This is a genomic window from Streptomyces asoensis, from assembly GCF_016860545.1.
Lineage (GTDB): Bacteria > Actinomycetota > Actinomycetes > Streptomycetales > Streptomycetaceae > Streptomyces > Streptomyces asoensis.
On the sequence record NZ_BNEB01000003.1, the window covers coordinates 1,649,396 to 1,669,533 of the forward strand.

Annotated in this window: 15 protein-coding genes; 10 read left to right on the forward strand and 5 right to left on the reverse strand. The window is 73.7% G+C overall.

Translation table 11 applies throughout. The annotated features are described in order from the left end of the window. The first annotated feature begins 86 nt into the window (after positions 1-86). The 4 genes from Saso_RS20095 (at position 87) to Saso_RS20110 (ending at position 4,700) form a co-directional block, all read left to right on the forward strand. Positions 87-1,373, forward strand: coding sequence for an aspartate kinase (locus Saso_RS20095; protein ID WP_189927030.1), 1,287 nt, complete (start codon positions 87-89; stop codon positions 1,371-1,373). After that, complete coding sequence (locus Saso_RS20100) at positions 1,373-2,431, forward strand: aspartate-semialdehyde dehydrogenase (protein WP_189927029.1); 1,059 nt, start codon at positions 1,373-1,375, stop codon at positions 2,429-2,431. Before Saso_RS20095 ends, Saso_RS20100 begins: the two co-directional genes overlap by 1 nt. A 389-nt stretch (positions 2,432-2,820) precedes the next feature. Beyond that, positions 2,821-3,522: a SigE family RNA polymerase sigma factor gene (locus tag Saso_RS20105; RefSeq protein WP_189927028.1), complete on the forward strand. Its 702-nt coding sequence runs from the start codon at positions 2,821-2,823 to the stop codon at positions 3,520-3,522. Positions 3,523-3,671: 149 nt separating this feature from the next. After that, the gene (locus Saso_RS20110; protein ID WP_189927027.1) at positions 3,672-4,700 is read left to right on the forward strand and encodes a hypothetical protein; all 1,029 of its coding nucleotides are present in this window, start codon (positions 3,672-3,674) and stop codon (positions 4,698-4,700) included. On the opposite strand, the gene Saso_RS20115 is transcribed toward Saso_RS20110, so the two are convergent. Further along, positions 4,670-5,533 (reverse strand): SURF1 family protein, encoded by an 864-nt coding sequence (locus tag Saso_RS20115; RefSeq protein WP_189927026.1) that lies wholly within the window; start codon positions 5,531-5,533, stop codon positions 4,670-4,672. The genes Saso_RS20110 and Saso_RS20115 overlap by 31 nt on opposite strands. Positions 5,534-5,677: 144 nt before the next feature. On the opposite strand from Saso_RS20115, the gene Saso_RS20120 reads away from it, so the two are divergent. Next, on the forward strand, positions 5,678-7,492 hold the full coding sequence (locus Saso_RS20120; protein WP_189927025.1) for a S9 family peptidase: 1,815 nt from the start codon (positions 5,678-5,680) through the stop codon (positions 7,490-7,492). A 127-nt stretch (positions 7,493-7,619) separates the two neighbouring features. Here Saso_RS20120 and Saso_RS20125 read toward each other — a convergent pair whose 3' ends face one another. Next, positions 7,620-9,512: an NAD-binding protein gene (locus tag Saso_RS20125; protein ID WP_189927111.1), complete on the reverse strand. Its 1,893-nt coding sequence runs from the start codon at positions 9,510-9,512 to the stop codon at positions 7,620-7,622. Between the two features lie 198 nt (positions 9,513-9,710). Here Saso_RS20125 and Saso_RS20130 point away from each other — a divergent pair, with 198 nt between their 5' ends. The 5 genes from Saso_RS20130 to Saso_RS20150 all read left to right on the forward strand — a co-directional run bounded on the left by Saso_RS20130 (position 9,711) and on the right by Saso_RS20150 (position 12,937). Further along, positions 9,711-10,742, forward strand: a complete 1,032-nt coding sequence (locus Saso_RS20130; protein WP_189927024.1) for a permease — start codon at positions 9,711-9,713, stop codon at positions 10,740-10,742. Beyond that, a complete protein-coding gene (locus Saso_RS20135; protein ID WP_189927023.1) occupies positions 10,739-11,509 on the forward strand; it encodes a TIGR03943 family putative permease subunit in 771 nt (256 codons plus the stop codon). The genes Saso_RS20130 and Saso_RS20135 overlap by 4 nt, the downstream gene beginning before the upstream one ends. Positions 11,510-11,634: 125 nt before the next feature. After that, positions 11,635-12,030 carry a luciferase domain-containing protein gene (locus Saso_RS20140; RefSeq protein ID WP_189927022.1) on the forward strand — a complete coding sequence of 132 codons (396 nt, stop codon included), beginning with the start codon at positions 11,635-11,637 and terminating at the stop codon, positions 12,028-12,030. A gap of 180 nt (positions 12,031-12,210) precedes the next feature. After that, positions 12,211-12,726 carry a hypothetical protein gene (locus Saso_RS20145; RefSeq protein WP_189927021.1) on the forward strand — a complete coding sequence of 172 codons (516 nt, stop codon included), beginning with the start codon at positions 12,211-12,213 and terminating at the stop codon, positions 12,724-12,726. 25 nt (positions 12,727-12,751) lie between these two features. Continuing rightward, on the forward strand, positions 12,752-12,937 hold the full coding sequence (locus tag Saso_RS20150) for a ferredoxin (protein WP_189927020.1): 186 nt from the start codon (positions 12,752-12,754) through the stop codon (positions 12,935-12,937). 26 nt (positions 12,938-12,963) lie between these two features. Here Saso_RS20150 and Saso_RS20155 read toward each other — a convergent pair whose 3' ends face one another. The 3 genes from Saso_RS20155 to Saso_RS20165 form a co-directional block, all read right to left on the reverse strand. Continuing rightward, positions 12,964-13,737 carry a glycosyltransferase family 2 protein gene (locus Saso_RS20155; protein ID WP_189927110.1) on the reverse strand — a complete coding sequence of 258 codons (774 nt, stop codon included), beginning with the start codon at positions 13,735-13,737 and terminating at the stop codon, positions 12,964-12,966. A gap of 217 nt (positions 13,738-13,954) precedes the next feature. Continuing rightward, positions 13,955-18,145: an nSTAND1 domain-containing NTPase gene (locus Saso_RS20160; RefSeq protein ID WP_189927019.1), complete on the reverse strand. Its 4,191-nt coding sequence runs from the start codon at positions 18,143-18,145 to the stop codon at positions 13,955-13,957. Positions 18,146-18,425: 280 nt separating this feature from the next. Then, complete coding sequence (locus Saso_RS20165; RefSeq protein WP_189927018.1) at positions 18,426-20,051, reverse strand: MFS transporter; 1,626 nt, start codon at positions 20,049-20,051, stop codon at positions 18,426-18,428. Positions 20,052-20,138 lie beyond the last annotated feature (87 nt).

Genomic DNA, 20,138 nt, shown 5'->3' on the forward strand with positions numbered 1-20,138 from the left:
GCGGAATTCGGGCGCTCGTTAGACTGAGCCGACCCGCAGTACAAGGGCGTATGTGCGGAAACAGACAAACTGAGCGAGGAGCGCACGTGGGCCTTGTCGTGCAGAAGTACGGAGGCTCCTCCGTAGCCGATGCCGAGGGCATCAAGCGCGTCGCCAAGCGGATCGTGGAAGCGAAGAAGAACGGCCACCAGGTGGTCGTCGTCGTTTCCGCGATGGGCGACACGACGGACGAGCTGATCGATCTCGCCGAGCAGGTATCCCCGATGCCCAGCGGCCGGGAATTCGACATGCTGCTGACCGCCGGAGAGCGGATCTCCATGGCCCTGCTGGCGATGGCGATCAAGAACCTGGGCCACAGCGCCCAGTCGTTCACCGGCAGCCAGGCAGGCGTCATCACCGACTCGGTCCACAACAAAGCCCGGATCATCGACGTCACGCCGGGCCGCATCCGGACCGCGCTGGACGAGGGCAACATCGCCATCGTCGCCGGGTTCCAGGGTGTCAGCCAGGACAAGAAGGACATCACCACGCTGGGGCGCGGCGGGTCCGACACCACGGCCGTCGCCCTCGCCGCCGCGCTCGACGCCGAGGTCTGCGAGATCTACACCGACGTGGACGGCGTGTTCACCGCCGACCCGCGCGTGGTGAAGAAGGCGCGGAAGATCGACTGGATCGCCTTTGAGGACATGCTGGAGCTCGCGGCCTCCGGCTCCAAGGTGCTGCTCCACCGCTGTGTGGAGTACGCCCGCCGCTACAACATCCCGATCCACGTCCGCTCGTCCTTCAGCGGACACGAGGGCACGTGGGTCAGCAGTGAGCCACTCAAGACACAGCAGCAAGGGGACAAGCCGGTGGAGCAGGCCATCATCTCCGGTGTCGCGCACGACACCTCCGAGGCCAAGGTCACGGTCGTGGGCGTGCCGGACAAGCCGGGCGAGGCGGCCGCGATCTTCCGGACGATCTCCGACGCCGAGATCAACATCGACATGATCGTGCAGAACGTCTCCGCGGCCTCGACCGGCCTCACGGACATCTCCTTCACGCTCCCCAAGGCCGAGGGCCGCAAGGCCATCGACGCCCTGGAGAAGAACCGGTCGGGCATCGGCTTCGACTCGCTGCGCTACGACGACCAGATCGGCAAGATCTCCCTGGTCGGCGCCGGGATGAAGACCAACCCGGGCGTCACGGCCGACTTCTTCAAGGCGCTGGCCGACGCGGGTGTCAACATCGAGCTCATCTCGACCTCCGAGATCCGCATCTCGGTCGTGACCCGCGCCGACGACGTCAACGAGGCCGTGCGCGCCGTGCACACCGCCTTCGGGCTGGACTCCGACAGCGACGAGGCCGTCGTCTACGGGGGCACCGGCCGCTGATGGCCGACAAGGTGCGGCCGACCCTCGCGGTCGTCGGGGCGACCGGCGCCGTCGGCACGGTCATGCTCAGGATCCTCTCCCAGCGGGCGGACATCTGGGGCGAGATCAGACTCGTCGCCTCGCCGCGCTCGGCCGGCCGCAAGCTGGCCGTGCGCGGCGAGGAGGTCGAGGTGGCGGCCCTGTCGGAGGAGGTCTTCGACGGGGTCGACGTCGCCATGTTCGACGTGCCCGACGAGGTCGCCGCGCAGTGGGCGCCGATCGCGGCCGCCAAGGGCGTGGTCGTGGTGGACAACTCCGGCGCCTTCCGGATGGACCCCGAGGTGCCGCTGGTCGTCCCCGAGGTCAACGGGCACACGGTGCGCAACCGGCCGCGCGGGATCCTCGCCAACCCCAACTGCACGACGCTGTCGATGATCGTCGCCCTGGGCGCGCTGCACGCCGAGTACGGGCTGCGCGAGCTGGTGGTGTCGTCGTACCAGGCGGTCAGCGGGGCCGGGCGGGCCGGGGTGGAGACGCTCCGGCGGCAGATCTCGCTGGTCGCCGGCACCGAGCTGGGCACCGGACCGGGCGATCTGCGGCGGGCGGTCGGCGACGCCACCGGTCCCTTCCCCGAGCCGGTGGCGCTGAACGTCGTCCCCTGGGCCGGGTCGCTGCGCGCGGACGGCTGGTCCTCGGAGGAGATGAAGGTGCGGGACGAGTCCCGCAAGATCCTCGGGCTGCCCAAGCTGCCCGTGGCGGTGACCTGCGTCCGTGTCCCCGTCGTCACCACGCACTCCCTCACCGTCCACGCCCGCTTCCAGGACGAGGTGACGGTGGAGGGCGCCCGCGAGATCATCGCGACCGCGCCGGGTGTCGTCCTCTTCGACAATCCGGCCGCGGGGGAGTTCCCCACGCCCGCCGACGTGGTCGGCACCGACCCGACCTGGGTGGGCCGGGTGCGGCGGGCCCTCGACGACCCGACGGCGCTCGAACTGTTCGTGTGCGGGGACAACCTGCGCAAGGGTGCGGCTCTGAACACCGCGCAGATCGCGGAGTTGGTGGCGGCCGAGCTGTCCTGAGGCGGCCCGGCGGCCGACCGGGAAGCGCTTCCCGCGAGGAAATGCGCTGGCCAGAGCTTGACGGCTTTGTAGGATCTTCGAAGCAATGTGAGCCGGTCGACGGTCCGAACCACTTGTATCGGACACCTTTGACGTCCGAAGATTTTTCTCCCCGCTCTCCGCAACCGTGCGCAGGGCGGGGAGCGTCTTTGCGGTCACCCCTCGGGGTGGCGCAGACGTGTGAACGATCACAGCGTTCGGGGACGCGGTGATCCGGGCGTGGGGACGCCCGTTCATATGGCATACAGGGGAAGAGCGGGACACATGAGACGGGTGCGCGTGGCCTTGGTCGACGCAGAAGTGACACCGGACGCGTACAACCCCCACGGGGGGAAGTGTGTCCAACTGGCGTGGCAGAGGTACTCGAACTCCCAGTGGCGCCCCTCGGCGCGGCCCTGCGGCCGCCGCGAGCCGTACTCCGACCCCGTACGCCCGGCGCGTCCGGCGGCATGCCGGTGATCGCGCCCATGCCCGCAGCGCGGCCCTCCCGCATACCCAGCCAGCGCGACGGCGCCGACACCGCCGAAGCGGCCTCCGCCACCGAGAACACCGTGGCGGCCGGTACCACCGTCGACCACCTCACCGAGACCTACCGGGCGCACTACCGTTCGCTGCTCGGCCTCGCCGCACTCCTCCTCGACGACACCGCGTCCTGCGAGGACGTCGTCCAGGAGGCCTTCATCCGGGTCCACTCCGCGCGCAAACGCGTCCGCGACCCCGAGAAGACCCTCGCCTATCTGCGCCAGACGGTCGTCAACCTCTCCCGCTCCGCCCTGCGCCGCCGCATCCTCGGCCTGAAGCTGCTCTCCAAGCCGATGCCGGACATGGCCAGCGCGGAGGAGGGCGCCTACGACCAGCTGGAGCGCGACTCGCTCATCAAGGCGATGAAGGGCCTCCAGCGTCGTCAGCGTGAGGTCCTCGTGCTGCGCTACTTCGCCGACATGACCGAGGCCCAGGTCGCCGAGGCCCTCGGCGTCTCCCTCGGCTCGGTCAAGGCCTACGGCTCCCGGGGCATCGCCGCCCTGCGCATAGCCATGGAGGCGTCGGCGTGAGCGCGCGAGCCGCGGGCCGGGGCGAGCACGACGACCGCGGACGTCACGACGGCCCGGAGTGCGACGAGCGTCACGAGCCCCTCGCACGGCACGAGCCGACGACACCACCCGAACGACAGCCGAAGCAATCGCACGCAGGGAACTCAACCGTGAACCACCACCTCGACGACCAGGGCCCCGACGGGCTCGACTCGGACGAGCTGGCGCTGCGCCGGATGCTGCACGACGCCGTCCAGGAGATGGAGCCGCGCGACGGCACGCTGGACCACCTGCGGCGGGCGGTACCCGTCCGGCGGGCCCGCAAGCGGCAGGCGGCCGTCGGCATGGCCGCCGCCGCCCTCTTCCTCGGCACCGCCGTCCCGGCCGTCCTGCACGTCTCCCAGGCGGGCGGTTCCGACGCCAACCCTTCCATCGCCGGCCAGGCCTCACAGGCGCAAGGAGGCACCGACCAGGGCAAGAACCCTGACGGCGGCTCCACGGGCAAGGTCGGCGACTCCTCCGGCGACACCGGTGAGCAGGGCAAGGGCGGGGCCACCGACGCCGGTCAGGGCAAGGAGTCCGCGGGCGGCACCGCCTCCAGCGGCACCGGCCCCTCCGCGTCCCAGTCGACCGCGCCGGTCTGCTCGGCGGACCAGCTCGGCGCCGGCACCGCCACCGTCGCGGTCCCCGACGCCGCCGGCACCGTGTACGGCACCTTCCGCGTCCAGAACACCTCGGCCACCAGCTGCGACGTCGGCGGCGCGGTCGCCGTGACGTCCGCCGCCCAGGGCGCCGCCGACGCCACGAAGATCACCGTCGTGGAGCACACCTCCGGGGACGCGGCGGCCGGCCTGCCCGACCCCTCGCTCTACGTCACCCAGCTCGCGCTCGCGCCCGGCTCCGCCTACGAGGTGAAGTTCGCCTGGGTGCCCTCGGAGACCTGCCCCACCACGGGCGGTACCGGCGGCGGCGACAGCGGCGGCTCGGCCTCCCCCTCGCCGAGCCCGACCGAGCAGGCGTCGACCACCGGCGAGACCACCTCCGGCACCTCGGCCCAGCTGCTCCCCGAGGACGGCACGGCCGACGGCAGCGTGAACGTGACCTACACGGCCGAGGGCGGCTCCCCGACGAGCACGGCCACGGTGCCGAACGCCTGCGCCGGGACGATCTACCGCACGGGCGTGCTGGCGTCCTCCTGATCCGCCCCGCCCGGCCCGGCCGGTGCGGTGGCGGACCCGTCCGCAGGGGCGGGGCCGGCGGCCGCGGCGGGCTCCTCCGGGAGGATGCCGAGCGCCGCGTCCCGCGCGAACTCCACCTCGCGGCGCAGCAGCCGGAACCACATGAACACCACGAACCCGGCGAAGACGAACCACTCGCCGGTGTAGCCCAGGTTCTGGAACGCCTTCAGGTCGAGCCCCGTGCCCGCCGCCGCGGTCGCGGGCACCGCCGTCATCCCCGGGTCGGCGGTGTCCAGCGTGACCCAGGCGTCGTAGAGGTCGTACGGCACCACGTTGACCAGCGAGGCGGCGCTGATGGCCGCGACCTGCCCGGCCGGCAGCCCGCCCCGCGCGCTCACGCCGTTGTCGCCGGGCGTCTCCGAGGCCTGGAGGACGCCGGTGACGGTGACCCGCCCGGCGGGCGGCGCCGGCGCCCGGCCGGCGGCGGCGTCACCGGGCAGCCAGCCGCGGACGACGGGCAGCGCCTTGCCGCCGTCCGTGCGCAGCAGGGTCAGCACGTAGTAGCCGTCCCGGCCGTCGAGCCGCCGGTCGGGCACCAGCAGCTGCTTGCCGTACTGCCCCGTGGCGGTGGTCCGCCGGCCGGAGGTCGCCTTGTCCACGGGCAGCAGGTCCGCGAGCGGCCGCGCGCTCTCGGTGCGCGCGGTCTCGGCCTGCTCCTTCGCGCTGCGGTGGTCGTCCACCCGCGCCTCGAACCGGCTCAGCTGCCAGGACCCCATGAACAGACAGAAGGGGATGGCCAGCAGCACGAAGACGTTGATCCCCCACCAGCGGGGCGTCAGCAGGAACCGGTACACGACTCCACGGTACGGGGCGGGCACGCGGAGGCGGCCCGCGGGGTGAGGCTCGCCGGTGGGAAGGAGGTGGGAAGTCGGTGGGAGTTGTCCACAGGCCGGGGACCCTGGCACACCGATGCCGTCCGGGGCGGGCACTATGGGGTCATGACTGAGAGCAACGGGTCCGCCGCACCCGAGCAGCACGAGGAGATGCCCGACTGGGAGAGGCGCTTCCGGGCGCCCCGGGTGTCCCTGCCCGACTGGGCGCAGGACGCGCCGGACCGCTCCTTGTTCGTCTCCAACGCGACGGGGACGTACGAGCTGTACGCCTGGGACCGGGCCACGGGCGGGCAGCGCCAGGTGACCGACCGGGCGAACGGCACGACGGACGGCGTGCTCTCCCCGGACGGCGCCTGGATCTGGTGGTTCGACGACAAGGACGGCGACGAGTTCGGCGTCTGGCGCCGACAGCCCTTCGACGGCGGAGCCGACGAGCCGGCCACCCCCGGCCTGGACGCCTCCTACCCGGCGGGCCTCGCCCTCGGCCGCGACGGCCGCACCGCGGTGGTCGGCCGCTCCACGGACGAGGAGGGCACGACGATCCACCTGGCGCGGACCGGCGAACCGCCCTTCGAGCTGTACCGCCACCGTGAGTCCGCGGGCGTGGGCGACCTCTCCCACGACGGCTCCCTCATCGCCGTCGAGCACACCGAGCACGGCGACGCGATGCACTCCGCGCTGCGGGTCCTGCGCCCCGACGGCTCGAAGGTCGCCGAGCTCGACGACACCAAGGGCGGCACCGAGGAACTGGGTCTGGAGGTGCTGGGCTTCGCCCCCGTCGACGGCGACACCCGGCTGCTGATCGGCCACCAGCGCCGCGGCCGCTGGGAACCCCTGGTGTGGGACGTGGCGACGGGCACGGAGACGGACCTGGACCTCGACCTGCCGGGCGACGTCAGCGCCGAGTGGTATCCGGACGGCTCCGGCCTGCTCGTCGTGCACAGCTTCGAGGCCCGCAGCGAGCTGTTCCGCCTCGACCTTTCGGGCGGCGGCCTCGAGCGGATCCCGACCCCGCCGGGCACCGTCTCCGGGGCGACGGCCCGCCCGGACGGCAGCGTGGAGTACCTGTGGTCCTCCGCGGCCTGCCCGCCGGCGGTCCGCTCCACGACCGGTGACGTCGTCCTCGACCCGCCCGGCATGAAGTCGCCGGGCTCGGTGCCCGTGGAGGACGTCTGGGTGCAGGGTCCGGGGGGCCGTATCCACGCCCTGGTGCAGAAGCCCGCGGGAGCCACCGGCCCGCTGCCCACCGTCTTCGACATCCACGGCGGCCCGACCTGGCACGACAGCGACGCCTTCGCGGCGGCACCGGCGGCCTGGGTGGACCACGGCTACGCGGTCGTCCGCGTCAACTACCGCGGCTCCACGGGCTACGGCCGCGCCTGGACGGACGCGCTGAAGCACCGGGTGGGCCTGATCGAGCTCGAGGACATCGAGGCGGTCCGCGAGTGGGCCGTGTCCTGCGGACTCGCGGACCCGGACCGGCTGGTCCTCACCGGCGGCTCCTGGGGCGGCTACCTCACGCTCCTCGGCCTCGGCGTGCAGAGCGACGCGTGGGCGCTGGGCATCGCGGCCGTCCCGGTGGCCGACTACGTCACGGCCTACCACGACGAGATGGAGGCCCTGAAGGCGATGGACCGCACCCTGCTCGGCGGCACCCCCGAGGAGGTCCCCGAGCGGTTCGAGGCCTCGTCCCCGCTGACGTACGTCGACAAGGTACGGGCCCCCGTCTACATCTCGGCCGGGGTGAACGACCCGCGCTGCCCCATCCGCCAGATCGACAACTACGTCAAGCGCCTGGAGTCCGCGGAAGCGGTCCACGAGGTGTACCGCTACGACGCGGGCCACGGCTCCCTGGTGGTCGACGAGCGCATCAAGCAGGTCAGGCTGGAACTGGAGTTCGCGCAGCGCCACCTCCGGTAGGACGGCTGCGGCTGCGGCTGCGGCTGGGCTTGGGGCTGCGGGGCGGTGCGGTGCGGGACGGGGGCGGCGGGGTGCGGGGGCGGCGGCGTTCCCGCACCGCCGTCCCCGGCCCGCCCCGCCCCGCCCGCTACCGTCTGCGGCGCAGCAGCTCCGCCAGTCCCCGCCGGGTCGCGGCCAGCACCACCCGGTCCTCGCCCTTCAGGACCCGGGTCCGCGGGAGGTCCCAGACCAGGCCCGTGCCGCCGTGGCGCTCGGGGCCCGTGTCCAGCGCCAGCACCCGCCAGTACCCCGCCCGGAACGCCTCCCCGACCGTCCTGCCCTCCAGTTGCGGGTGTCCCTCGACCCGCAGCGCGGCGAACAGCAGCACCCGCCGCTCGACCGGGATCGCCCCGAGGATCTGCCGCCCCATCATCGCCCCGGCGAACGACGGCGCCGCGAGGTGCGTCACGCTGCGGCTGCGGGTCAGCGCCTGCGGATGCGCGGCCCGCAGGGTGCGGTACACGGCGGTCGCGAAGTCGTCGTCGTACAGCCGCAGCACCACCCGCAGGTCGGGCCGCAGCGACCGCGCGTACAGCGCGGCCTCCAGGTTCGTCGTGTCGGAACTGGTCACCGCGAGCAGCGCGTGCGCCCGGTGGATCTTCGCCGCCTCCAGCACGCCTTCCTGGGTGACGTCACCGAGCACCACCGGCACCCGTAACCGCCGCGCCACCGCCAGTCCCCGTGCCTCGGGCCCCGCCTCGACGCACACCACCGGAATGTTCAGCTCACGCAGCCGGGTCAGCACCCGGGTGCCGATCTTCCCCAGCCCGAGCAGGACGACATGGCCGCCGAGGCCCCGGGGCGGCCGGCGCAGCGCACCCGCCCCGCGGAACGTCCCGAGCGCCTCCAGCACCGCCGCCAGCAGCACGGGCAGCAACAGCAGCCCGACCAGCCCGGACAGCAGCTGGAGCACCTGGCGCTCGGTACTCGACCCGACGGCCGGGTCGTTGATGGCGAACAGGTCGAGCAGCGTCAGGTACAGCGCCCCCAGCGGATGGATCCCGGTGGCCAGCCACAACGCCACCGCCAGCGCGAACACACAGCCGACGAGACCGGCCAGCGACAACCGCAGCCGCCGCGAGAACAGCGAGGCGAACGGCGCCATGACCCCGGCGCCCCGCCCGGTCGGCAGCGCGGGCCCGGCGGAGTAGGCGACCTGCTCCAGCACGACGGAGCCGCGCCTGCCGGACACGGCCGCCTCCCGCACGGCCTCCTCGTCGGGCAGCAGCAGCGGCCCCTGCTCGCCGCTGCCCTCGGAACCGTCCGCGAAGGCCGGGTCGCCGGTGTCCGCCGACAACAGCGCGAGCGTCGCGTGCTGCGGCTCGCCCGCCTCCCCGGGCCCGGACGGCGGACGTTCGACGGCGCGCAGCAGCAGCCCGTCCGTCTGCACGACCTTGCTGGTGCCGACCAGGGCCGTCGCCGCGAGCGCGGGCGCCGCGGTGTCGGCGTCGGACAGGACGGTGGTCGAGGCGTCGCCCGCGAAGGAGTCGTAGGCGTCCCCCGCAGCTCCCGCGCTCTCGGCGGCCAACGCGGCCGCCTGGTCGAGGAGTTCCTCGATGTGCTGGCCCAACCGCCGGTTGTACAGCCGCAGGACCAGCCGCAGCCGGGGGTTGAGCCGGCGGGCGGTGAGGGCGGCACGGATGTTGGTCTCGTCGTCGTCGTACACCAGCGCCAGCGCGGCGGCCCGCTCCACCTGGGCCTCGGCGAGCACGGCCTCGGTGGCCTCCAGGGCCTCCAGGGTCCGCTGCCCGCCCACCGGTTCGCTCGGCGGAGCGGGCACGCCGTTGCCCGCCGCCCGGTTGACGGCCGCGCTGACCACCCGGTCGAGCAGCGCCGCCGACACGGCACGCGCCCGGCCCACGACCGGAGTCCGCACCGTCCGCTCGGCGGGCGGCACGACGAGCGTCACCTGCTCCTCGTACACTCCGCGCAGCTCGGCGGCGAGCCGGTGCGCCAGACCGTCGTCACCGCACACCACCATGTGCGCGCCGGCACTGCCCGGCGGCCGACCCTGATTCGGAACGCTCCCCACGAGGGAGAAGACTGCCTCACGGGGACGGGAGGTTCCACGAACGGGACGGACACAGGTGAACGCCTGGTGGGCCACTCCCGTAGGAAAGGGGAGGGAATGCGAAGAACAGGCGTCAGGGAGAACCGGCGAGCCGGAGGTGCGCGACCCGTGGCCATCACCAGACCGGCCCCGCAGGGGGAGGCCGCGCGCCCGGACGGGCCGCCCGCGCCGCCCGCTCCGTCCGACGGGTCGGGGCGGCTCACCTCCCCCCTGGCCCTGACCATGGTGCTGCTCCTGATGGTGCTGCTCCAGAGCCCGATCCGCCGGGCGCTGTCCGCCCCGGTGATGCAGAGCTGGACGACGGTGTTCGTGGCGGTGGTCGTGCAGGCCCTGCCGTTCCTGGTGCTGGGCGTGCTGCTGTCGGCGGCCATCGCGGTCTACGTGCCGCCCTCCTTCTTCGCCCGCGCCCTGCCCTCCCGCCCCGGGCTCGCCGTCCCGGTCGCCGGGGCCGCGGGCGCGCTGCTGCCCGGCTGCGAGTGCGCGTCGGTGCCCGTGGCGGGCGCCCTGGTCCGCAGGGGCGTGACCCCGGCCGCGGCCCTCGCCTTCCTGCTCTCCGCCCCGGCGATCAACCCGGTCGTGCTGACGGCGACGGCCGTGGCCTTCCCCCGCGACCCCGAGATGGTGCTGGCCCGTTTCGTCGCCAGCCTGGTGGTGGCCTGTGCGATGGGCTGGCTGTGGCAGCGGCTCGGCCGCACGGACTGGCTGCGCCTGCCGGCCCACGCGCCGCACGAGGGGGAGACGAAGGGGGCGGCGTTCTGGGACTCGGTGCGTCACGACGTGATGCACGCGGGCGGCTTCCTCGTGCTGGGCGCCATGGCGGCGGCGACCCTGAAGGCCGTCGCTCCGGCGAGCTGGCTGCGCACGGCGGCGGAGAACCCGGCGCTCGCCGTCGCCTCGCTCGCCGTCCTCGCGGTGGTCCTCTCCATCTGCTCGGAGGCGGACGCGTTCGTCGCCGCGTCCCTGACGCAGTTCTCGCTGACGGCCCGGCTCGCCTTCCTGGTGGTCGGCCCGATGATCGACCTCAAGCTGTTCGCCATGCAGGCGGGCACCTTCGGCCGGGGCTTCGCCCTGCGCTTCGCTCCGGTGACGTTCGTGCTGGCCATCGCGTCGGCGGTCCTGACGGGATGGGTCCTGCTGTGAACCGACAGTCCCAGGCGGCCGTCCTCTTCCTGCTCGGCGCGGCCCTCCTGCACGCCGGCACCACCGACCTCTACCTCCGCTACGTCAAGGCCGGCCTGCGTCCGCTGCTGCTGGCGGCCGGCGCGATCCTCGTCGTCACGGCCCTGGCGACGGCCCTGTACGAGCGCCGCAGGAGCCGTCGGCCCCACGCGGGAGACTCCGCCGGGGACCACGCGGCGGAGGAAGGGCATGCGCACGAACCGGCGGAAGGGCACGGGCACCGCGAACCGCGGGTCTCCTGGCTGCTGGTGCTGCCCCTCCTGGCGCTGATCCTGGTCGCACCGCCGGCCCTGGGCTCGTACAGCGCGACCCGCACGGGCACGGCCCTCCAGGAACCCCTCGCCTATCCGGCGCTCCCCGCCGAGGACCCGCTGCCGCTGAGCGTCGTCGACTACGCGGGCCGGGCCGTGTACGACCACGGCCGCACGCTGACCGGCCGCGTGGTCCGGCTGACCGGCTTCGTCGCCCTGGACCACGACGGCACCCCCTACCTGGTCCGCATGGCCCTCAACTGCTGCGCCGCCGACGCCCAGCCGGTCAAGGTCGGCCTGACCGGCGCCATCCCCCCGGTCCTCCAGCCGGACACCTGGCTGACCGTCACCGGCACCTACACCCCGCGCGTCGTCCACGACCCCGTCAACGACGGCCCGATCCCCTTCCTGGAGGTCACCGGCGCCAAGCCCACCGCGACCCCGCGGGACCCCTACGACGAGTCCTGGAACAACTGAGGGTCCCCGGCCGCCGACGTTCCGTCCCGAAAACCGTCCCGATCCCCGAACTTCCGCCGCTACGGGCCGGTTACGGCATCCTCAACCCCTGGTGGCCGGGCGGTGAGCGCCTCATGATGGGGACCATGACGGCGGCCTCGCGTGCCTTGACACGACTGGCGACCTGGCGGGACCTCACGGAGGTCCGGCCCACCTGCGGCACCGGACGGGCACTGCGCTCGGGCGGGGTCGAGATCGCGCACTTCCACTCCGACCGCAGTGTCGACCTGCATCTGACCGCCACGGCGATCCGCAGGTTCGAGAAGGACCTGAGGCACTCCACGGCGATACGGCTGCTGCCGGGATCACCGTGGGTGACCGTCCACCTGGAGTGCGAGACGGACATCGACCTGCTCATGACCCTGGTCAGTGCCGCGCTCCAGGCCCATCAACGGCATCCGGCGGCGGATCCCGCGGCCCTCCCGCGCTGCAACGACCATCGCGAGGCGGCCCTCACCCGCGAATGCGCCGGCGGGATCTGACGTCTCGTCCGTCGTCTTCGGCGCCGTTGAGCGGCGGCGCCGGTCACCGCCGTCTGGTGACCTGACGACCCGTCAGTTATGGTCGGCGTGCCGTGCCGTGCCGTGCCGTGCCGTGCCGTCACGGGAGTCGCTGTGCAGGAAGTCGCCACGCAAGAAGCCGCTACGGAAGGGGCTCGCGCCATGCAGACCGACCCGGACCGTCCGACCCGTCCTTCCCGCAGCCCCCGGCCCCCGGGCGAGCCCCGCTGGGTGGCGATGTTCCACGACCCGGCCTCGGACTCCTGGCGACCGGCCGCGCAATCCCCCGACCGCACGCCGGTGCTGTACGCGATCGGTGAGATGACGCAGGTCGTACGGGCCAGGTGCGACGAGGTGACCGTCGACCTGTGGGGTCCGCGCGACGGCGCGTGGGAGCGCTTCGACCCGTCCCCGGCCGTGGCCCCGGCCGTGTCCGCTCCGCAGGCCGCGGGCCCGCCGCCGGCCGACGGCACCGCGCGGCCCGGCCACGCCCGGCACACCGAACGGATGGAGGACCGCCGGCACCAGGTCCTGATGGCGGGCCTGGGCAAGGCGGGCCTCTTCGACCTTGCGCCGGACGACGAGGCGGCCGTCCGGACCCTGGTCGACCGGGTGGACGAGGCCACGCTGCGCAGGGTCGCGCACTGGCTGGCCCGGTCCGGCGCGCCGGTTGAGTGACCCGGCCCGGGGGCAGAGACGTCGTATGACGGTCTCCGTGAACCGCGAACTCTGTTACGGCTCCGGCGAATGCGCCTTCCGGGTGCCCTCCGTGTTCACCGCGGTGGACGGCCTGGGAGCCGTCGTGCCGGGACGCGAGGACGCCGACGGCGATCCGGAGGTGCGCGAGGCCGCGGAACGCTGCCCGTCCCAGGCCATCGCCCTCGGCTAGCCGCGCGCGGCCTGCCCCGGCGGCCGTCAGCCCCGTGCGGGGGCGCCGGCCCCCGGGTAGCTCCAGCGGAAGGACTCCAGCGCGCGGGCCCTGGCCTCCACGACCGCCATCCGGGCCTCCCGTTCGACCGGGTCGACATGCGCGGCCTGCCCCGTCACCTGGCCGTTCCACTTGCGGTAGAAGAGCCCGGTGCGCGCCGAGAACCAGCCCCGGCTCACCGAGTTGAGCGCCAGCAGCACCCCCGTGTCCTCGGAGGCCGGCAGCGCCATCCAGCCGCCCAGCGCGGCCAGCAGGTCCCGCCGTACGAAGAGGCTCGCGGGGTGGACCTGGGCGCGGAAGCCGTGCGCCTTCCAGTGGTCGAGCACCGCCCCCTTCTCGATGGGCCCCTCGGCGGGATCCCCGGGGAAGCCGACGGTGCTGCCGTCCGGCAGGAGGTCGAGGACGCCCGAGGTCGCCCAGCCCAGCCCCGGATCGCCTTCGAGGGCGGCCAGGTCACGGGCGAGCGCGCCCGCCGCGAGCCGGTCGTCGGCGTCCAGGACCTTCACGTACTCGCCCTCGGCGTGCGCGAGCGCGATGGTGCGGGCGACCCCGGGGCCGCCGGGCCGCCCCTGCCGGAAGGTCACCCGGGCGTCGGCGGGAACGTAGGGCGCGACCTCGTCCGTCGTGCCGTCCTCCTGTATCACCCAGTGCCACCCCCAGCCGTCGGGCAACTCCTGGGCGCGCAGCGACGCGTAGGCCTCGGGCAGATACCGCGCCGAAGGGGCGTGGACGGCGGTGACGATGACGATGCGCCGGCGCACGACGGCACTCACACCTTCCGGACGGTGGCGAGGAGCGAATCCGTACTCAGGGCCGCCCGGGACCCGCCCGGGCAGGAAAAGACCCGGTCGCTGGCGACGGGGGATGCACCAGCGACCGGGCTATGGCCAAGGCTAACAAGGCTGCCGGGCCGGCGGGCGTCGACGTCTCAGCTGCCCCGCCGTTGTGATCGGGATCACTCTTCCGGTCCCGCCGTGCTCAGTCGTCGCACGGCGGCTCGTAGGAGAGCCGGGGCAGGTACTCGTGCCACACGTCCGTCGTCAGCACGCCCCTGGTGGTCGCGCAGATACGGCTGATCGCCTCCTCCGGGTCCAGGTTCCACAGCCGTACGGTGTCGGCGCCGCTGGAGACGCCGAGCATGTGGCTGCCGGGACTGAAAGAGAGGAAGTTGCCGGTCTTGGCGTTCGGGCTCATCGACTGCCCGATGGGGGAGGCGTCCCCCGGATCGCTCACGTTCCACAGCCGGACCGTGTTGTCGTTGCCGCCGCTGGCCAGGGTGTCGCCGTCCCGGCCGAAGGTCAGCGACACGACCGCCTCGGTGTGCCCGGTGAGCGGTGCGCCCCGCCGGGTCGCCTCCGCCGGGTCGCCCACGTCCCACAGCCGTACGGTGTCGTCGTCGCTGCCGCTGGCCAGCGTCCGGCCGTCCGGGCTGTAGACGAGCGCGTTGACCGGCCCGGTGTGCCCGGTGAGCGGACCGCCGAGCGCGCTGCCGTGCCGGGGATCGCCCACGTCCCACAGCCGTACGGTGTGGTCCGCGCCGCCGCTGGCCAGGGTGCGGCCGTCCGGGCTGAACACCAGGGCGTTGACGAACCCCTTGTGCCCGGTGAGCGGAGCGCCGAGCGCGGTGGTGTGCGCGGGGTCGCTCACGTCCCACAGCTGGATGGTGCGGTCGTCGTAGGCGGTCGCCAGAGTGCGCCCGTCCGGGGCGAAGGCCAGCGCGTCGGGGCCGAGGAACCGGGTGCGCAGCTCGACCGGCGGCCCCGCCGAGACCGGCCGGGCCGGGTCGGTGACGTCCCACAGGTACACCGCCCGGTTCGCCGTCAGCACCGCGAGCGTGCGGCCGTCGGGCGAGAACGCCAGCGTGCGCTCGCTGCCGTCGTCGGGCATGAAGGGCGCGCCCAGCGTGACGGGCCGGCCGGGGTCCGCCACGTCCCACAGCCGGACCCGGCCGTCGCGGGCGGCCGTCGCGAGCACCCGCCCGTCCGGCCGGAAGGAGCCGCTGCGGCCGATCATGTCCGACGTGGGCACCGACCAGAGCCGCACCTTGCCGTCCCCGTTGCCGGTGGCGAGGGTGCGGCCGTCGGGGCTGAAGCCGAGCGCGTACATCTCCCCGCTGCCTCCCGCCAGCGGTTCGCCGACCTGCGAGGGGTACGCCGGGTCGCTGACGTTCCACAGGGTGGCCGTGCTGTCCGCGCTGCCGGCGGCGAGCATGGTCCCCGCCGGGTTGAAGGCCACCGACCACACGGGCCCGGTGTGCCCGTTGAGCGGGGCGCCGAGCTGCGCCGCCCGGCCGGGGTCGCCCACGTCCCACAGCCGTACGGTGTCGTCCGCGCTGCCGCTGGCCAGGGTGTCGCCGTCGGGGCTGAATGCCAGCGAGTGCACGGTGTCGGTGTGACCCGTCAGGACCGTGCCGAGCCGCTTCGGACGGCGTGGATCGGCCGTGTCCCACAGCCGGATCGTGTTGTCGTCGCCGCCCGCCGCGAGGGTGCGGCCGTCCGGACCGAACGCCACCGAGCGCACGGCCGCGGTGTGTCCGGTGAGCACGGACAGCGCCGCCGGCCGGCCCGGGTCGCGCAGGTCCCACAGCCGCACGGTGCGGTCCTCGCCCGCGGAGGCCAGCGTCCGCCCGTCCGGGCTGAAGGCGAGCAGGTAGATCGTGCCGGAATGGCCCGTCAGCGGTTTCCCGAGCGGCCGTGGGCGGGCGGGGTCGCGCACGTCCCAGAGCCGTACGGTGCCGTCGTCGCCCGCGCTGGCCAGGGTGTGCCCGTCCGGGCTGAACACCGCGCTGCTGACCCAGCTGGTGTGGCCGGTGAGCGGCCTGCCCAGCGGCTCGGGACGCGACCGGTCGCGCACGTCCCACAGCCGCACGGTCCGGTCGTAGCTGGCCGAGGCCAGCACCTTGCCGTCCGGGCTGAACGAGGTGAGGTAGACGGCGCCGGTGTGGCCCAGCAGGGGCGTGGCCAGCGGCGCGTTCACGATCGAGACCAGGCGGTTGTTGGTGCCCGCGTCGTCCGGCCGCAGTCCGTGCGCCACCAGGTCGAGCTGCGCGGACAGCGACGGATCCGTGTACTGGACCCGGTCGGCCTCCGCGACCACCTGCTCGAACACGGCGTCGTTGCGCTGCTGCCAGGCGACCACGGCCGCGCCGACGGCGACGATCGCCAGCACCACCAGCGCCGACACCGCGCCCCGGCTGATCCACACGATGCGCCGGCGCAGCCTGACCGAGGCCGCCAGGAACTCCACCGCGCTGCGGGTGAGGAAGGTGTCGCCCGCCGACCTGGCCCAGGTGTGCGCCTGCTCCAGCCGGGAGCCCCGGTAGAGCAGCGCCGAGTCGCGGTGCGAGCCCTCCCAGGCCCGCCCGTCCTCCTCCAGCCGCTGGCGCAGCAGATGGTCGCTGCGGTCCTCGTCGATCCAGTCGCGCAGCCGGGGCCAGGCGTGCAGCAGCGCCTCGTGGGTGATCTCGACGGTCTCCGCGTCGAGGGTCACGAGCCGGGCCCGCACCAGCGCCTCCAGCGACTCCTCCGTCTTGCCCGGGTCGGCCGACTCCTGCGCCAGTTGGCGGCGCGTGCCCCGCCGCCGGGTCGCCTGGGTGTCCTCACCGAGCCGGACCAGCCGCAGCAGAAGCAGCCGGGCGGCCGTGCGCGCCGCGGGATCGAGCGCGGACCAGGCGCGTTCGGCGGTGGCCGCCACCGCGCCCTGGATGCCGCCCGCGGCGCGGTAGCCGGCCAGCGTCAGCCGGCCCGCCTTGCGGCGCTGCCAGGTGGCGAGCAGAGCGTGCGAGAGCAGGGGGAGCACACCGGCGTGCGCTCCGCGCGGGCCGTCGGCCGTCACCTCGCGGATGATCAGCTCCGCCAGTCCGGGTTCGAGCTCCAGACCCACGGCCCGGGCCGGCCCGGTCACCGCCTCGCGCAGCTCCGGCGTGGTGAGCGGCCCGAGCACCATGTGCCGGTGCTGGAGCGCGTCCGAGAGCTCGGGGTGACCGAGGCACTCCTCGTAGAAGTCGGCACGGACACCGAGGACGACCAGGGCGGGGGGCCCGGCCGGGGGGACTTCTGAGGATCCCCCCGTTTCGGCGGGCGTGCAGGCGGCGTGCAGCAGCTGGATGAAGAGGCGCCGGTCGGCGTCGTCGGCACAGAGAGTGAAGGTTTCCTCGAACTGGTCGACGATGATGACGGGACGTGGGGGGTGTGCGGGGCTTACGGGGTGCTCGGGGTGCGCGGTGTCTTCGGGACCAGCAGGACCAGCGGGGGCTGCGGGACTCTCGGGAGGCGTGTCGGAGGCGTCGGTGTGCCGCCGGGCCCAGGCCGAGACGGCGTCCCGCACGGCCTGCGCGAAACGTGGGCTGCCGGGCTCCGGACGCTCCGGACGCCGACTGCCGGGCTCCGGTCCGCCGACGAGGGGCGCGAGCCCGGGGATGCGGCCGGCCAGCTCGGCGAGCGGATCGGCGCCCGGCAGGAACTGGAGGACCTCGGTGGCAGGTGCCGGAGCGGCCCCCTCGGCCTCCGTCGTCCGGTCGCCCCCGGTCCGGCCGGTCGGTGCACCCCCCTGGAGGGCCGGCACGAGCCCGGCGCTGAGCAGCGAGGACTTGCCCGCCCCGGAGGCGCCGACCAGCATGACCAGGCCCCCCGTGCCCTCCGCCGCGCGCAGCTGGGTGACGAGGGCCCCGGTGCTCCGCTCCCGGCCGAAGAACCAGCGGGCGTCCTCCTCCCGGTACGAGGCGAGCCCGCGGTAGGGGCACACCGCACCCGGCATGCCCTGGGCCTGCGCGGCGGGCCGCTCGCCCTGCGTCCCCTTCTCCGCGGGGGCGGCGGACACATCGGCGGCGACCGGGTCCGCGACCGCCCGTTCCCACAGCCGCTGCCAGTGGACGAGGTCGTAGAGTCCGGCCGCGACCGGGGCGGGCCGCGTGCGCCGCGCCTCGGGTATCAGGACGTGCAGCACCGCGGCGAGAGCGGCGAACTGGGCGGGTACGTTCCTGGCCCGCCGCCAGTCGCTGATCCGCTGGGTGGAGACCCGGACCGGACGCCCCCGTTCGTCGACCCGCTGGAGCCGGGCGACCGTCTCGGAGACCCGCTTGAGGGGTGGGTTGCCGGCTTCCTTGTACAGCAGCGCGAGTCGTTCCGCGAAGGCCGTGCGTGCGCCCGAGTCGGAACTCAAGGCTTCCACCCCTTACTTCCCACGCGCCTGCAAATCCGGACCGGAAAATCCACTTTATATGCCTGACCTGCGGTTACGGGGCCGACCGGACACCGGATCCTCCTCCCTCGGGGTTCCACCTGGCAGGATCCGCACACACAGGCGCAGCGACCAGGCACAACGCGGGTGACCGCGCGCCGGGTGCGCCCACCGCGCCGGGACGGCGCGGTCGACCCCGCCCGCACCGTTCGTCACCGGTCCGCACGAGGGGAGGGACCGGTGCCGAACGGTGCGGCGCGTGACGGATCCGCTACCGCCCGCCGGAGCCCGGCTGGGTCGCCGGGATGCGGTGCGTGAGGAACAGCGAGAGCAGCGCGGCGAGCGCGAGGACGGCTAGCGCCGCCCGCAAGCCGTCGATACGCGCCTCGGTGTTCGCCTCGAGCGCGGCGTCGGTCACCTCGGCGCTCGCGTCCGCGTCGGCGAGGGCGGTCTTCAGCTGGGCGTCCGACAGGAAGGGCACACCGCTGCTGAGCTGGGCGTCCGCCTCGGTCTTGACCCGGTCCGGGACCGCCGGGTTCTCCTCGACGCTGGTCAGGAACGACGTGGTCAGCGTGGCGATCAGGAGCGACCCGGCGAGTGCCGTACCGATGGAGGCCCCGAGGTTGGTGACGGAGTTCTGGATGCCGCCGACCTCCGCGCTGCGCTCGTCCGGCACCGCCGACACGGTGACCGAGCCGAGCTGGGAGGCCAGCGCGCCCATGCCCAGCCCGATCAGCAGCAGCGGGACCGTGACGATCTCCGCGCCCGCGTCCGCGTCGAGCGCGGCCATCAGGACCACCGCCCCCGCGAACATCGAGAGGATCCCGAGCCGCACGACCCGCCGGGGGGAGACGTCCGGGAGGAGGCGCGGGATCAGGACGGCCGCGGCCAGCAGGGTCACCGACAGCGGCAGGATGCGCGCACCGGTCTTCAGCGCGGACAGGCCGAGCGCCACCGAGAGGTAGAGCGGGACGACGAAGAACACTCCCATCTGGACGAGGTACTGGAAGAAGAACATCGTCAGACCGCCGGTGAGCTGCTTGTTCTCCAGCAGGGCCGGATCCACCAGCGGATCCCTGCCCCGGGCGACGAGCCGGGCCTCCCAGCGCAGGAACGCCCAGACCAGCGCCAGACCGGCGAACACCAGCCACACCACCGGTGAGACGCCGAGCCACGAGGGCCCGTCGGGCTTCGGCCGGAACCAGCCCCACTCCGACGAGCGCAGCACGCCGAACACGAAGGTGCCGAGCCCGAGGGCGGACAGCACGGTCCCCACCAGGTCGAGCCTGGGACGCACGTCGGGCGCGGCGTCGGCGACCCGCCGGGCGAGCAGCAGGATGCCGAGCACGAGGACCACCTCCCCGGCGAACACCCAGCGCCAGGAGAAGTACGTGGTGGCCACGCCCCCGATGAGGGGTCCCACGGCGATGGCCACTGCACCGGCCGCGGCCACGAGTCCGTAGGCGGCCGGGCGGCGCTCCACGGCGAAGTTCCCGGCGACGAGCGCCACGATCGAGGGCAGGATCAGCGCCGCCCCGATCCCCTCCAGCAGTGACCAGCCGAACAGCAGCACCGGCAGGTTCGGGGCCAGCGCCGTGGTCAGCGACCCGCATCCGTAGACGACGCAGCCGATCATGAAGGCCCGCTTGCGCCCGATCAGCGCTCCGACCTTGCCGCCGGGCACCATGAGCATCGCCATGACCAGGGTGTACGCCGTGATCGCGCCCTGGATCCCGGTGACGGACGAGCCCACGTCCTCTGCCACGGTGGCGATCGACACGTTCATGACGGAGCTGTCCAGCGCCATCAGGAACTGCCCCGCCGCGAGCGTCAGCAGGACGACACCCGCGCCTTTCGAACCTTCGTTCGCCTTCGCCGGTTCCGCAGAGGGGCTCATCGTCGCATTGTCACCACGCCGGTGACGCCCATGAAGAACAGCCCTCCGACCCGCCCGGAACATCAGCCGGGCGGGGGAGGGGGTACG

What these genes read in the sequence shown, in the direction of transcription:
- Saso_RS20100 (WP_189927029.1), top strand. Translation starts at nt 1,373, where the DNA reads ATGGCCGACAAGGTGCGGCCGACCCTCGCGGTCGTCGGGGCGACCGGC.
- Saso_RS20120 (WP_189927025.1), top strand. Translation starts at nt 5,678, where the DNA reads ATGACTGAGAGCAACGGGTCCGCCGCACCCGAGCAGCACGAGGAGATG.
- Saso_RS20125 (WP_189927111.1), bottom strand. Translation starts at nt 9,512, where the DNA reads ATGGTGGTGTGCGGTGACGACGGTCTGGCGCACCGGCTCGCCGCCGAG.
- Saso_RS20140 (WP_189927022.1), top strand. Translation starts at nt 11,635, where the DNA reads ATGACGGCGGCCTCGCGTGCCTTGACACGACTGGCGACCTGGCGGGAC.
- Saso_RS20145 (WP_189927021.1), top strand. Translation starts at nt 12,211, where the DNA reads ATGCAGACCGACCCGGACCGTCCGACCCGTCCTTCCCGCAGCCCCCGG.
- Saso_RS20150 (WP_189927020.1), top strand. Translation starts at nt 12,752, where the DNA reads ATGACGGTCTCCGTGAACCGCGAACTCTGTTACGGCTCCGGCGAATGC.
- Saso_RS20165 (WP_189927018.1), bottom strand. Translation starts at nt 20,051, where the DNA reads ATGAGCCCCTCTGCGGAACCGGCGAAGGCGAACGAAGGTTCGAAAGGC.